The sequence below is a fragment of the Janthinobacterium sp. FT14W genome (genome assembly GCF_009208755.1).
Classification (GTDB): Bacteria; Pseudomonadota; Gammaproteobacteria; order Burkholderiales; family Burkholderiaceae_D; genus Janthinobacterium; species Janthinobacterium violaceinigrum.
Window position 1 is genome coordinate 42295 of the sequence record NZ_WFLL01000017.1, and the last position, 13596, is coordinate 55890.

Genomic DNA, 13596 nt, shown 5'->3' on the forward strand with positions numbered 1-13596 from the left:
GGGGCCGCTCGGCCCCGTTTCCTCCCCCTACTTCTCCATTCCTACCAGCCTGAGCTCGGCAAACAGGGGCTTGTTATGGCCGCGTGCCGCTTGCAACATGTCATAGCTGGCGGCATCGAGCGCGATTTCCTGCCCCGCCCACAGCTTGCGCTGGTTCGCAGGCAGCCTCAGGCTGCGCAGGATGGCCCGCGCCTGGGCCGGATCGGCCGCCAGCAGGCGGATGGCGTGCGCACCGCGCTGCGCCCCCGTAAGTATCGGCAAGCCGCCCTGCGGGCCATCCTGGCTCAGGCTGACATAATCATGCCCCCCCACGCGATGCAGATAGGCATGCCGGCCTTCGCCGTCGGGCGACGGCTGCACGGCCGTGTCCCGGGCCTCCGCTGGCGGCGCCTCGGCAATGGCGGGCGGGACACTCGCCTGTTCCAGACTCACGCCGCAGGCCGCCAACAGGGCAGTGCTCAAGGCAAAAAATAATACGGGTGCTCGGCGCATGGTGCGCTCCTTCTTGTCGGGGTCGGGGACAGAGGTGGAATAGTGCAGCGATCATGGGCCAAATTATTTGACGTGTAAAGTTAACTTTAGGAAATATTTCATTCCGTTGCGCAATTACCTGCGATCAACGTGAGCGTGCGCTCCCGCAGCAGGCAGGCCGGTCGCAATTGTTAATGCAGTTTGCACACTGAAAGCAATATCCCCATCTTTATCCGCAAACAGATAAAGATCACAATGGGGGTACTGGCTCGCAGCGACGGCTTACGGGCCTCCCACCATGACAGGAGAAGCACCATGAACACAGCATCCCATTCCGCCAAAGTTGCCATCGTCACGGGCGCCTCGCGCGGCATAGGCGCGGCCATCGCCCGCCGCCTGGCGCGCGACGGCATGCAGGTCGTCGTCAATTACGCCAGCGGCAAGGCTGAAGCGGACCAGCTGGTGAAGGCCATCGCGGCCGAGGGCGGCAGTGCCATCGCGGTCAGGGCCAACGTGGCCGATGGGGCCGACGTGCAAGCCCTGTTCGATGCGGCCGAAGCGGCCTTCGGCGGCGTCGACGTGCTGGTCAACAACGCCGGCATCATGCCGCCCGTGCTGCCCACCCTGGCCGACACGGACGACGCCACCTTCGACCGCCTGTTCGCCATCAACGTCAAGGGCAGCTTCAACACCATGCGCCAGGCGGCGACGCGCTTGCGCCGCGGCGGCAGCGTCATCAATTTCTCGACCAGCGTGATCGGCCTGGCCCTGCCCGGCTACTCCGTCTACGGCGCCACCAAGGCGGCCATCGAGACGATGACGAATATCTTTGCCAAGGAATTGCGCGGCAAGGACATCACCGTCAACGCCGTCGCCCCCGGCCCCACGGCCACGGCCCTGTTCTTGAACGGCAAGACGGAGGAAACGATAGAGCGCATGAGCAAGATGGCGCCCCTGGAGCGCCTGGGCACGCCGGACGACATCGCGGCCGCCGTGGCCTTTTTGGCCGGCCCCGATGGCCGCTGGGTGAATGGCCAGCCCCTGCGCGCGAATGGCGGGCTGGTCTGAAATTCCTGCAGACGAAAAAAAACGCTGCCAGTTCGCACTGGCAGCGTTTTTTCAAGCGTGGCAAGCCGTGATCAGGCGCCGGCTTTTTCCAGCTTCTCGAAAATCTTGTTCAGTTTTTCATCGAGGGTCGCGGCCGTGAACGGCTTGACAACATAACCGCTGGCGCCCGCTTGCGCGGCGGCGATGATGTTTTCTTTTTTCGCTTCGGCGGTGACCATCAGCACGGGCAGCTTGGCCAGTGCGGGATCGGCGCGGATATGCTGCAGCATCGTCAGGCCATCCATGTTAGGCATGTTCCAGTCCGAAACGACGAAATCGAAGGATTCCGCGCGCAGCTTGGCCAGGCCCATCACGCCGTCTTCCGCCTCATCGACGTTGGCATAACCCAGTTCCTTCAACAGATTCCGGACAATGCGGCGCATCGTCGAAAAATCGTCAACGACTAAAAATTTCATCTTTGGATCAGCCATGAATAACTCCGTTGTTTCTGTAGCGGTTTGTTAATAATATCGACATGAATGCCGACATTATGGTCGACACTACGGCAGCAAGTTGTAGGATAGCATTTTCGTTGCTTTTAGGCGAACAAACTTGCCTCAGATCATATAAAACGTGGCTTACACGCGCAAAGCGCGCATGCCGTGCGCAGCCAGGTGTCCCAGCACCATGCCCGGCAGCGCCGTCAGAGCGCCGACCTCATGCGTAGCACCGATGGCAATCGCCTCGCGCGGCATGCCGAACACCACGCAACTGGCTTCATCCTGCGCAAAATTATACGCTCCCGCGGCCTTCATCTCCAACATGCCTTGCGCGCCATCCTTGCCCATGCCGGTCAGGATCACGCCGACGGCATTCTTGCCTGCCGATTGCGCGGCTGAACGGAACAGCACGTCGACGGACGGGCGGTGGCGGTTGACGGGTTCGCCCTGGTCGATCTTGGTCATATAGTTGGCGCCGCTGCGCGTCAAGGTCAGGTGCGAATGGCCGGGCGCGATGTAGGCGTGGCCGGGCAGCACCCGTTCGCCGCCAGCCGCTTCCTGCACCGAGATCTTGCACAGCGAATCGAGGCGGCGCGCAAACGAGCGCGTAAACCCTTCCGGCATGTGCTGCGTGATCAGGATGCCGGGGCAATCGGACGGCATCTGCATGAGGAATTCGCGGATCGCTTCCGTGCCGCCCGTGGAGGCACCCACGATGATCAGCTTTTCGCTCGACGTCAGTGGACTGCGCAGCGCAGGCAGCGGTGCGGCCACCTTGTCGCCGGCCGACGGCAGGGTGCGCGCGCGGATGCGTGCCTTCGAGGCGGCGCGGATCTTGTCGGCGATCATGTCCGTGTACTCGCGCATGCCGCTCTGGATCGAGATCTTCGGCTTGGTGACGAAATCGACGGCACCCAGTTCCAGCGCGCGCATGGTGATTTCCGAACCGCGCTCCGTCAGCGACGACACCATCAGCACCGGCATCGGACGCAGACGCATCAGCTTTTCCAGGAAGTCCAGGCCATCCATTTTCGGCATCTCGACGTCCAGGGTCAGCACGTCGGGGTTGGTCTGCTTGATCATCTCGCGCGCCACCAGCGGATCGGGCGCCGCGCCCACCACTTCCATGTCAGGCTGGCTGTTCACGATTTCCGTCATGACGCTGCGGATCAGCGCCGAATCATCCACGATCAATACCTTGATCTTCATAGTTATCCTTCCAGGCCTTGCGGCCCTTCTTCTTTATTAAATTAGTACATCGGACAAAACCACCGCAGGCCGCAAAGCGCGCCGCGCAGCAGGTTTGGCCTGGCGTTTATCAGAACAGCTCGATCTCGCCACCCACCGGCGCAACCTTGAGACGGCTGGCGTAATCGAGTTCGCGGCGCACCAGTGTATCGTTATGCGTCTGCATCAGTTTTTTCACCAGAACCTTGCCGCTGCGGGGGAAAAAATACACCTTGCGCGGATGGATGTCGTTCAAGTCCTCGGCCACCACGCGCATCTTTTCCGCCTTCAGGTAATTGATGACGAAGGCCGCATTGCGTTCGCCCACGTTGATCGCCGTGAAGCCGCGCAGCACGGCGCCGCCGCCGAACACTTTCGCTTCCATGTTCTCGCGCCGCGCGCCCGCCTTCAGCAAATCGTTGATCAGGATCTCCATGGCGTAGGTACCGTAGCGCATCGACGCCGAGATCGGGCTATTCGGATCGCTGCCGCCGTCGGGCAGCATGAAGTGATTCATGCCGCCCAGGCCAGTGACGCGGTCGCGGATGCAGGCCGAGACGCAGGAGCCGAGCACGGTGACGATCAGCATGTCCTTGTTGGTAAAGTAATACTCACCAGGCAAGATCTTGGCGGCGTCACAATTGAACGTCCTGTCGTAATAGACGTTAGTGGCAAATTGCTCTTTGGGTTCCAGGCTCATATTTCACTCTCATGTACGATGCGACGATGCCTTGGGTGCGGCGCCCCGTGGCTGATCGAGCTCATAGACTGTTTTACCGCGCAGCTTCAATGAATCCGACACGTACAGAAAATTCTCCGAATGGCCCGCAAACAGCAGGGCATCGGACTTCATCAACGGCACAAAGCGCGACAGGATCTTGCGCTGCGTCGCCTTGTCAAAATAAATCATCACGTTACGGCAAAAGATGACGTCGAACTGGCCCGTCAGGGGCCAGCTGTCGGCCAGCAGGTTGAGCGGCTTGAAGGTGATCATCTGGCGCAGTTCCGGGCGCACCCGCACCTGCCCCTCGCGGTCGCCCTTGCCGCGCAAGAAAAAGCGCCGCGCACGGTCGGCCGGCATCTTCTCGAGCCGGTCCAGGTTGTAGACGCCATTGGCGGCCGTGGCCAGCACGTTCGTGTCGATATCCGTGGCGATGATGGTGACGGGCGGCGTGAGCGTATTGAACGCCTCGCACACCGTCATGGCGATCGAATACGGCTCCTCGCCGGTGGAACTGGCCGAACACCAGATGGTGATCGGCCCGCTCAGTTTTTTCACATGCTCGGCCAGCAGCGGGAAGTGATGCGCCTCGCGGAAGAACGACGTCAGGTTGGTCGTCAGCGCATTCGTGAACGCTTCCCACTCGTCGCCCATGCGGCCCGCTTCCAGGTCGTCCAGGTAGCGGACGAACGAGGAGATGCCGGTCGCGCGCAGGCGCCTGGCCAGGCGGCTGTAGACCATCTCCTGCTTGCTGTCGGCCAGCGCGATGCCGGCCCGCTTGTAAATCATGGCGCGGACCCGCTCGAAGTCCTTGCCAGTAAAGTCAAATTCCTTGACCGAATCCGTTTTAGTTTGCGGCATTTGTTTTTACCTCTCTATGACTACTCTGACCAATGCCTTTGCAAGTATAACTAGCGGGATCGGGCTGGCGTCAGAACTCTTCCCAATCGTCGCCGCCGGCCGCCGCCAGCTTTTTCGCGGGCGGTGGCGTGCCGGCCTGCGCCGCCTTTGCCACCGGCCGCACGGTTGCCGCCACACCTAGTACCGGCCGTGCCGCCACCGTCAGGGGCACGGGCCTGGCCACCGGCGCCACGCTCTCGCCGCCCAGCTTGAAGATGCTGACGGCGCCGGCCAGTCTCTGCGCCTGGTCCTGCATGCTCTCGGCCGCCGCCGCCGCTTCCTCGACCAGCGCCGCGTTCTGCTGCGTCATCTGGTCCATCTGCGCGATGGCCTGGTTGACTTCCTCGATGCCATGGCTCTGTTCCTGCGTTGCCGCCGTGATCTCGCCCATGATGTCGGCCACTTGCCGGATCGACGTGACGATCAGGCCCATGGTCTGTCCCGCCTCGTCCACCAGGCGGCTGCCCGCATCGACCTTGTCGACCGAATCGCCGATCAGGCCCTTGATCTCTTTCGCCGCGCCGGCCGAACGTTGCGCCAGGTTGCGCACTTCCGACGCCACCACGGCAAAGCCGCGACCCTGCTCGCCTGCGCGCGCTGCTTCGACTGCCGCATTCAAGGCCAGGATGTTCGTCTGGAACGCGATGCCGTCGATGACGCCGATGATATCGACGATCTTGCGCGAACTGTCCTTGATGGAACCCATGGTATCGACCACCTGCGCCACCACCTTGCCGCCCTGCTCCGCCACCGACGATGCGGACACGGCCAGCTGGTTGGCCTGGCGCGCGTTGTCCGCGTTCTGCTTGACGGTCGACGTCAGCTCTTCCATCGACGATGCCGTCTCTTCGAGCGAGCTGGCCTGCGTTTCCGTGCGCGCCGACAGGTCCGCATTGCCGCTGGCGATCTCGCTGGACGCCACGGTGATGGTTTCCGTGCCCTTGCGCACGTCGCTGACGGTCTGCACCAGGCTTTCGTTCATGTCCTTGAGCGCCTGCTGCAGCGCGCTCGTTTCATCCTTGCCTTCGACCACCACGCGCGACGTCAGCTCGCCGGCCGCCACCTTCTGTGCCACGGCCAGAGCGCCCGACAGCGGCACCGTGATCGAACGCGTGATGAAGATGGCGCACCAGGCGCCGATCGCCACCGCCGCCCCGCCCAGGATGAACAGTACGGTCATCAGGCGCGCATCGGCCGCCAGCGAGTCGTCCATGAAGCTTTGCTGGGCCACATGCTGCAAGTCGAGCAGCTTGTTGATGTCGGCCAGGGTCGCCTTGTTCAAGGGGTCGATGCGGGTGGCAATCACCTTGGCCGCGCCCTCGCTGTTAAACGCCAGCACCTGCCCCATCGCCTCCTTGAAGGCGGCATCGACTTCGCCGTCGACCTTGGCGATATTGGCCAGCAGCGTTTTCTCGCCATCGGACAGCCCCAGGCTAGCCAGCTTGCCGCGCGCGCCGTCGTACAGCTTGCGCTGCTCGCGCACCTTGCCCTCTTCCACCTGCATCAGGCCCACGTCGCCCTGCAAGCCGATGTTGCGCATGGCGATACCCGTTTCCAGCATCGCGCTTTTCATCAGCGACGCCTGCGTATTCTTTTCGCTTGCCAGTGCCAGGCCCGAGAGCAACTGGGCCTTGTTACGGTAATTCAGTGCATTCGCCGAAACGATCACTACCACCAGGATGGCCAGGATGCTGCCGAAACCTATGCCCAGCCGGGTGCCTATCTTAAAATCGCGCAAACTCATTACAGTCTCCAATATTTATGTGAACGGCGCCCGTTCAACCGGACGGCGCCGTGTTATGGCCGGGTCTCTATCGGACCTTGCAGCCTGCCGGCGCGCCTCAGGCTACTGCCCGCGCCGGTACATGCATATCTGTAGTGATTCTTTGCGTGCTCAAACGGCGGCGCACCGGGCGCCGCCCTGCTGCCGTCCGGCCGCTTACGCCGCCAGCTTGTCGATCAGGCCCATCTCGCTGCTCGACATCAGCTTGTCGATATCGACCAGGATCAGCATGCGTTCGTCGATGGTGCCCAGGCCGATCATGTAATCGGTCGAGAAGGCGGTGCCCATTTCCGGTGCCGGCTTGACCTGCTCCGGGCTCAGGGTGGTCACGTCGGAAACGCTGTCGACGACCATGCCGACGATGCGCCCGCCGATGTTCAGGATGATCACCACCGTGAACTGGTCATACACGGGCGTGCCCAGGTTGAACTTGATGCGCATGTCGACCACGGGAATGATGATGCCGCGCAGGTTGATCACGCCCTTGATGAATTCAGGCGCATTGGCGATGCGGGTGACCGCTTCGTAACCACGGATTTCCTGGACCTTCAGGATATCGATGCCGTACTCTTCGGAGCCCAAGGTGAAGGCCAGGAATTCACGGCCGGCGATGTCCTTGCCGTCGCCCGCATTGCTTCCGGATGTTTGTTGAGTATCTGACATGGTGCGTTTTCCTATCTTTATCTATCGGTACTACGAAAAAATGGACTCGTCAGCCAGCTGGCGAGAGGAGCGGATCAGTGCGGCGACATCGAGAATCAGCGACACGCCGCCATCGCCCAGGATGGTGGCGCCGGAAATGCCCACCACCTTGCGGTAATTCGATTCGAGGTTTTTCACCACGACCTGCTGCTGGCCCACCAGGTCGTCGACAAACAGGGCCGCCTTGCGCCCTTCCGTCTCGAGGATCACGCAGATGCCTTCCGAGGGACTGGTAAAGCGCGGCGCGATGTCGAACATCTGGTACAGCGGGATCAGCGGCAGGTATTCGCCGCGCACCTTCACCACCTGGCCGCGGCCAGCGATGTCCTTGATATCCTCAACGGCCGGCTGCAAGGATTCGATGACAAAGCCCAGCGGCAAAATATACACTTCGTCGCCCACGCGGATCGACATGCCGTCCAGGATGGCCAGGGTCAGCGGCAGCGAGATGGAAATCGTCGTGCCGAACCCCTTCGCCGAACGGATGTCGACCACGCCGCCCATGGCGCTGATATTGCGCTTGACGACATCCATGCCCACGCCGCGGCCCGACACGTCGGTGACCGCTTCGGCGGTGGAAAAACCGGGCGCGAAGATCAGCTGCCACACGTCGGCGTCGCTCATCGACTCGGACACGTCCAGGCCCTGCTGCGCGGCCTTGGCCAGGATGCGCTCGCGGTTCAGTCCAGCGCCGTCATCGGAGACTTCGATGATGATGTTGCCGCCCTGATGGCTGGCCGAGAGGAACAAGCGGCCCGCTTCCGTCTTGCCGGCGGCCACGCGGGCGGCGGGCATTTCCACGCCATGGTCGATGCTGTTGCGCACCAGGTGCGTGAGCGGATCGACGATGCGCTCGATCAGGCCCTTGTCCAGCTCCGTGGCCGCGCCATTCGTGATGAAATCGACCTTCTTGCCCAGTTTCGTGGCCAGGTCGCGCACCATGCGGGGGAAGCGCGAGAACACGAAATCCATCGGCATCATGCGGATCGACATCACCGCTTCCTGCAGGTCGCGCGTATTGCGCGTCAGGTGGCTGACGCTGTCGAGCAGTTTTTCATGCAGCATCGGGTCGAGCGCGCTGGCGCGCTGCTCGATCATCGCCTGCGTGATCACCAGCTCGCCCACCAGGTTGATCAGCTGGTCGACCTTTTCGATCGAGACGCGGATCGACGACGACTCGGCACCGGCCTTGTCGCCCTCTTTCTTGGCCGGCTTCTTTTCCTGTTCCGCCTCGGCCACGGCGCTCGCCGCGGCCGGCGTGGCGGCGGCGCCGGCGTTGCCCGCCTTGGCCGCATCGGCGCGAATCTGCTCCAGCGGCTGGAAGAAACCGTAGCCCCGTTCGGCGTCGCTCTGCACGCCGGCGGCGGCGCGGATGTCCTCGAGCGGCTGGAAGAAGCCATAGCCGGGGTCCGTTGCGCCCTGCGCCGCAGGCGCCGTCGGCAGCGGGTCGAAGAAACCGTAGCCCTGGGCTTTTTCCTGCGCCGCGCGGGCCGCTTCCGCTTCGCCTGGCGCCAGCGGCGGCGCCTGCGTGATCACCATGTCGTCGGGATTGAGCACGAACGAGCAGATGGCCAGGATATCGTCCAGGCTTTCATGCGTCGTCACTTCCAGCACCTTGCGCGCGTCGGGCAAGGCGGACACGGCGACGTCGCCCAGCAAGCCCAGTTCGGCCGCCAGCGCATCGACTTCGCGCTCTTCCATCTTCGGCAGCTCCAGGCGGTAGCGCTGGCCGCCGGCGTGGCTGACGGTTTCCTTTTCCGCCGTATGGAAGGCCGGCGCGACGGGCGTCAGGGCGGCCACGGGCACGTCCTGCGAGAACGACTGCAGCATCATGCGCACGTTCGCCACGGCATCCTGGTCCACGGCGCTGCCCAGGCGATGGCCGTCGAGCTGCATCTTGAGGATGTCCTTGGCGGCCAGGAAGGCGTCGACGTGTTCCGCCGTCAGGGCCATCTGGCCCTGGCGGATGCGGTCGAGCAGCGACTCGAGGATGTGCGTCACCTCGCTCATGTCGGAGAGGCCGAACGTCGATGCGCCGCCCTTGATCGAATGGGCGGTACGGAAAATGGCATTCAGGTCTTCGGCGTCGGGCGCCGCAATATCGACGGCCAGCAGCAGCCGTTCTTTTTCAGCCAGCAGTTCTTCGGCCTCATCGAAAAAGACCTGAAAAAACTGGCTAATATCGATGGTCATAGGGTGACTCCGTCAATTGCATCGTTGTGCTGCGCGGCTGGCATCAGCCGATCACCTTCTTGACCACTTCGATCAGGCGTTGCGGATCGAACGGCTTGACCAGCCAGCCATTGGCGCCCGCGGCACGTCCCTTCGATTTCATTTCGTCCGACGACTCCGTCGTCAGCATCAGGATGGGTACCTTCTGGTAGGTCGGCAGTTCGCGCAGCAGCTTGATCAGCTCCAGGCCATCCATGCGCGGCATGTTCTGGTCCGTCAATACCAGGTCCACGGTTTGCAGCTTGGCTTTTTCCAGTCCGTCCTGGCCGTCGACGGCCTCCACCACCTGGTAACCGGCGGCTTTCAGACTGAACGCCACCATCTGGCGCAATGAGCTGGAATCGTCCACTGCAAGTATCGTTTTGGCCATCTTTGCTCCCACTTATTCCGGGCATCCTGCCCGAGTATTTGATTAATCAATCCATGCAACCGCAAGCGTTCCGCATCCTCATGCTAGAACAGCTCGATGTCGCCACTTTCCAAATGCTGTTGACTGACAGCCTTGCGCAGCACGCTGCGCAACTCCAGGCTTTGAATCGCCAGCGCCATGCTGACCCGCCCCAGCAAGGCGACGATTTCTTCATTGTCGCTTTCCGGCAACATCTCCGCGCCATGCGAGCCCAGGGTTCCCAGGAACTCGCGCAAGCCCGTCACGCGCTTCAGGGTGCGCTCGATCAGCTGGCTGGTCATGTCCTGGAACTGCAGGCTGGTGATGGCGGCATTCACGTAGCCCCCCACCTCATCCTGCAGCGCCAGCAGTTTTTCCCGCTGCTGCTCGGCCGGAATACCGCCTTCGAGCAGCAGGGCGATGGTGTCTTGCTGCGCAGCGACGGCTGCGTGTATCGCCATGAAATTGAAGGACAGCTTCTCGATCGCCTCTTCCAGCAAGATGCCGGTCTGCACCAGGTCGGTTTCCACCTCCGTCAAGTGCTTGCGGCCATGGTCCGACACGCCAGACAGCAGGCGCTTTACATGCGAGCCAAGTATTTTCTTTCTTGTCATAAAGGTCTCATTGTTTCAATACACCACGCGTCGATAGCCTTGCGTGTTATTTTTTCGCCGCTGCCGGGCTGGGGGCTGGTGCCGCCGCGGGTGGCGCACCGGCCGCCAGCCCGGAAGCCACGGCGGCGGCGGCATCCGTCACGGGCAGCTCGATCGCCGCACCATCGCGCAGGACATTTTCTTCCGTGCGTTTGTTCATGACGATGATGCTGATGCGCCGGTTGATCGGATTGAAGGGGTCGAGCTTGTCCAGGTGGGCGGCCGAACCCAGTCCCACCACGCGCAATACTTTTTCTTCCTTCATGCCGCCAATCACCAGTTCTCGACGCGACGCATTCGCGCGGTCCGCCGACAATTCCCAGTTGCTGTAGCCGGCGTCGCTCATGTAGGGCGTCGAATCCGTATGCCCGGACAGGCCGATGCGGTTCGGCACTTCATTGAGCACGGAGCCGATGGCATGCAGGATTTCCTTGGTGTAGGGCTGCAGATTCGCATTGGCGAGCGCAAACATCGGACGGTTCTGCTCGTCGACGATCTGGATGCGCAAGCCTTCGCTGGTGATATCGAGCAGCAATTGGTTCTTGTATTTTTTCAGCAGGGGATTGGCGTCGATGGTCGCTTCGATGCGCGCCTTCAATGCCTGCAGGCGCCGGCCTTCCTCGCGTTCCAGCGCGGCCTTGGCGGAATTGAGGTCGAAGGACTTGCGCTGCTGCTCTTCCTGCGCCTTGCGTACCTGGCCATCCTGGCGCGACAGGTCCTGCCCGCCGCCCTGGATCACGGAATTGCTCTCGCCGCTGCCGGAGCCGCCCGCCATCGCCACCTTCAACGGCGTCTTGAAGAATTCGGAGATGCCGTTCAAGTCGCCCTTCGAGGTGGAGCCCAGCAGCCACATCAGCAGGAAAAAGGCCATCATGGCCGTGACAAAGTCGGCGTAGGCGATTTTCCACGCCCCGCCATGGTGTCCGCCAGCCGTCTTCTTGATACGCTTGACGATAATCGGGCGCATGCCTTCATCGGCCATGGCGTCCCCCTTCCGTGTGCTGCAAATGACTCATGGTGTCCAGGCGTATTTTCACTGCTTACTTCGTTTTCGATTTCTTGATGTGGTCTTCCAGCTCGTTGAACGTCGGACGCTCGGTCGAGAACAGCACCTTGCGGCCGAACTCCACGGCCAGCGCCGGCGCATAGCCGTTCAGGCTGGCCAGCAGGGTCACTTTCACGCACTGGAACATCTTGCTCGACTCTTCCAGCTTTTGCTCCAGCAGGCTGGCCAGGGGTCCCACGAAACCGTAGGCCAGCAAGATGCCGAGGAAGGTGCCGACCAGCGCGTGCGCGATCAGCATGCCCAGCTCGGCCGGCGGTATGCCCACCGATTCCATCGTGTGCACCACGCCCATGACGGCGGCAACGATACCGAAAGCGGGCAAGCCATCGCCCACCTTGGCGATCACGTGGGCCGGCACGGCGCCTTCGTGATGGTGCGTCTCGATTTCGTTATCCATCAGGTTTTCGATCTGGAAGGCATCCATATTGCCCGATACCATCAGGCGCAGGTAATCGGTCATGAATTCGACGATGTGGTGGTCGGCCAGCACGGCCGGATACTTGGAAAACAAAGGACTTTCCTGCGGGCTGTCGATATCGCCTTCGATCGACATCAAGCCTTCCTTGCGCACCTTGCTGAGCACTTCAAACAGCAGCGACATCAGTTCCATGTACAGCTCTTTGGTATAACGCGAGCCCTTGAACAGGCTGGGCAAGGCGGCCAGGGTGGCCTTGATGGCCTTGTTATTGTTACCAACAAGGAAGGCGCCCAGGGCGGCGCCGCCGATCATCAGCAACTCCAGCGGCTGGAACAGCGCCGCCAGATGGCCGCCGGCCAACGCGAAGCCGCCAAAAACCGAGGCGCAGACGATGATGTATCCGATTATGACTAACAAGTGCCCTGACTCCCAATAATGGCCGGCGCTGCATGCCCGGCATGTTCAAACCTGTACTGTCTTCTGGCGGCGGCTGCGCCGGTGCAGACAGCGGCAAAAAAAGTAACTGGAAGTTACTTGAAATGCCCCGCTTTTCAAGGTAATTCCGAGAAAATGCCGTGTGGAACTACAATAACGTGAGATTGCCCTACGGGCAAGCAAATAACGCAGACAATTGCTTAAAAGCACCATATGTAAAGCAAAGGACCATCCTCTGTGGCGGCGATGGTCTTATCGGGCGCGCGCGCGGCAATCTGGAATTCGTAACTAAGAAGCATGCTACCAGGCAACATTTCCGTTTCCGCCTTGATCCACAGGGCCGCCATCGCCGCGGGCGACAGGTAGGCAAAGACCACATCGTAGCGGCCGAAATCGAGCGCCGCGTAATCGCCGCGCAGGAAACGCGCGCTGCTGCCCGTCAGCCGCGCACGCAAACGGCTGGCCAGCCACGGCAGCGGCGCCAGTTCGATGCCGCAAAACTGCCCGTCGGGCCGGCGCCGCGCCAGGTCCAGCACCAGCCCGCCCAGGCCGCTGCCGATATCGACCAGCCGCACGCCGGGACGGTCCGCGATCAGCTCGGCCACCGCCTGCCAGACCTTCGGGCCGGACGGGTAAAACGGCACTTGCGTGCGAAACGTGGACCAGTACAGGCTCAACAGGAAAACAAAGGCCGCCAGGAACACGGCGGGAGGCCAATCGAGCCGGCTGGCGGCCAGCAAGGCGGGCGCAAACAGCAGGCCGATCGCGCACCACCAGCGCGCCAGGCCCGCGCGCCACGTCAGGAGCGCCGCCAGCACGCCCTGCAGCAACGCCACCACCGGCAGCGACATGGCCAGGCCGGCGCGCGCCAGGCCATATACCAACAGCAACATCAAGGGAAAGGCCAGCGCCTGGATCAGGATGGCCTTGAGCGCGGGCGCGCGCAGGATTTGTTGCAGCATGGGACAGTCGCCGGAGGAAAACGCCAGTGTAAGCGAAAGCACCATGAAAAAGCCGGAGTCCGGTCTGGCGACCGCTCCGGCTTTCATGGGG

Annotated in this window: 14 protein-coding genes; 1 reads left to right on the forward strand and 13 read right to left on the reverse strand. The window is 62.2% G+C overall.

Features of this window, described 5'->3' with window-relative positions; translation table 11 throughout:
• Positions 1-27: 27 nt before the first annotated feature.
• Positions 28-492, reverse strand: a complete 465-nt coding sequence (locus GCN74_RS13565; protein WP_152257158.1) for a hypothetical protein — start codon at positions 490-492, stop codon at positions 28-30.
• Positions 493-786: 294 nt separating this feature from the next.
• Between GCN74_RS13565 and GCN74_RS13570 the strand changes: the two genes are divergently transcribed.
• Positions 787-1539, forward strand: a complete 753-nt coding sequence (locus GCN74_RS13570; RefSeq protein ID WP_152257159.1) for an SDR family oxidoreductase — start codon at positions 787-789, stop codon at positions 1537-1539.
• A gap of 71 nt (positions 1540-1610) precedes the next feature.
• Here the strand turns inward: GCN74_RS13570 and cheY are convergent, their stop codons facing one another.
• The 12 genes from cheY to GCN74_RS13630 all read right to left on the reverse strand — a co-directional run bounded on the left by cheY (position 1611) and on the right by GCN74_RS13630 (position 13505).
• Positions 1611-2009: a chemotaxis response regulator CheY gene (gene cheY, locus GCN74_RS13575; protein ID WP_026132837.1), complete on the reverse strand. Its 399-nt coding sequence runs from the start codon at positions 2007-2009 to the stop codon at positions 1611-1613.
• Positions 2010-2156: 147 nt separating this feature from the next.
• Positions 2157-3227: a protein-glutamate methylesterase/protein-glutamine glutaminase gene (locus GCN74_RS13580; RefSeq protein ID WP_152257160.1), complete on the reverse strand. Its 1071-nt coding sequence runs from the start codon at positions 3225-3227 to the stop codon at positions 2157-2159.
• Between the two features lie 109 nt (positions 3228-3336).
• Complete coding sequence (gene cheD / locus GCN74_RS13585; RefSeq protein WP_131378402.1) at positions 3337-3945, reverse strand: chemoreceptor glutamine deamidase CheD; 609 nt, start codon at positions 3943-3945, stop codon at positions 3337-3339.
• Positions 3946-3954: 9 nt separating this feature from the next.
• The gene (locus GCN74_RS13590) at positions 3955-4827 is read right to left on the reverse strand and encodes a CheR family methyltransferase (protein WP_152257161.1); all 873 of its coding nucleotides are present in this window, start codon (positions 4825-4827) and stop codon (positions 3955-3957) included.
• A gap of 70 nt (positions 4828-4897) precedes the next feature.
• A complete protein-coding gene (locus GCN74_RS13595) occupies positions 4898-6610 on the reverse strand; it encodes a methyl-accepting chemotaxis protein (protein WP_152257162.1) in 1713 nt (570 codons plus the stop codon).
• 195 nt (positions 6611-6805) lie between these two features.
• On the reverse strand, positions 6806-7312 hold the full coding sequence (locus GCN74_RS13600) for a chemotaxis protein CheW (RefSeq protein ID WP_152257163.1): 507 nt from the start codon (positions 7310-7312) through the stop codon (positions 6806-6808).
• A gap of 30 nt (positions 7313-7342) precedes the next feature.
• A complete protein-coding gene (gene cheA, locus GCN74_RS13605) occupies positions 7343-9544 on the reverse strand; it encodes a chemotaxis protein CheA (protein WP_152257164.1) in 2202 nt (733 codons plus the stop codon).
• 43 nt (positions 9545-9587) lie between these two features.
• Positions 9588-9953 carry a response regulator gene (locus tag GCN74_RS13610; protein WP_034758362.1) on the reverse strand — a complete coding sequence of 122 codons (366 nt, stop codon included), beginning with the start codon at positions 9951-9953 and terminating at the stop codon, positions 9588-9590.
• 83 nt (positions 9954-10036) lie between these two features.
• Positions 10037-10585 (reverse strand): chemotaxis protein, encoded by a 549-nt coding sequence (locus GCN74_RS13615; protein WP_152257165.1) that lies wholly within the window; start codon positions 10583-10585, stop codon positions 10037-10039.
• Between the two features lie 46 nt (positions 10586-10631).
• On the reverse strand, positions 10632-11606 hold the full coding sequence (gene motB, locus GCN74_RS13620; RefSeq protein WP_152257166.1) for a flagellar motor protein MotB: 975 nt from the start codon (positions 11604-11606) through the stop codon (positions 10632-10634).
• 58 nt (positions 11607-11664) lie between these two features.
• Positions 11665-12525, reverse strand: a complete 861-nt coding sequence (gene motA / locus GCN74_RS13625; protein WP_152257168.1) for a flagellar motor stator protein MotA — start codon at positions 12523-12525, stop codon at positions 11665-11667.
• A gap of 218 nt (positions 12526-12743) precedes the next feature.
• Positions 12744-13505: a class I SAM-dependent methyltransferase gene (locus GCN74_RS13630; protein ID WP_152257169.1), complete on the reverse strand. Its 762-nt coding sequence runs from the start codon at positions 13503-13505 to the stop codon at positions 12744-12746.
• Positions 13506-13596 lie beyond the last annotated feature (91 nt).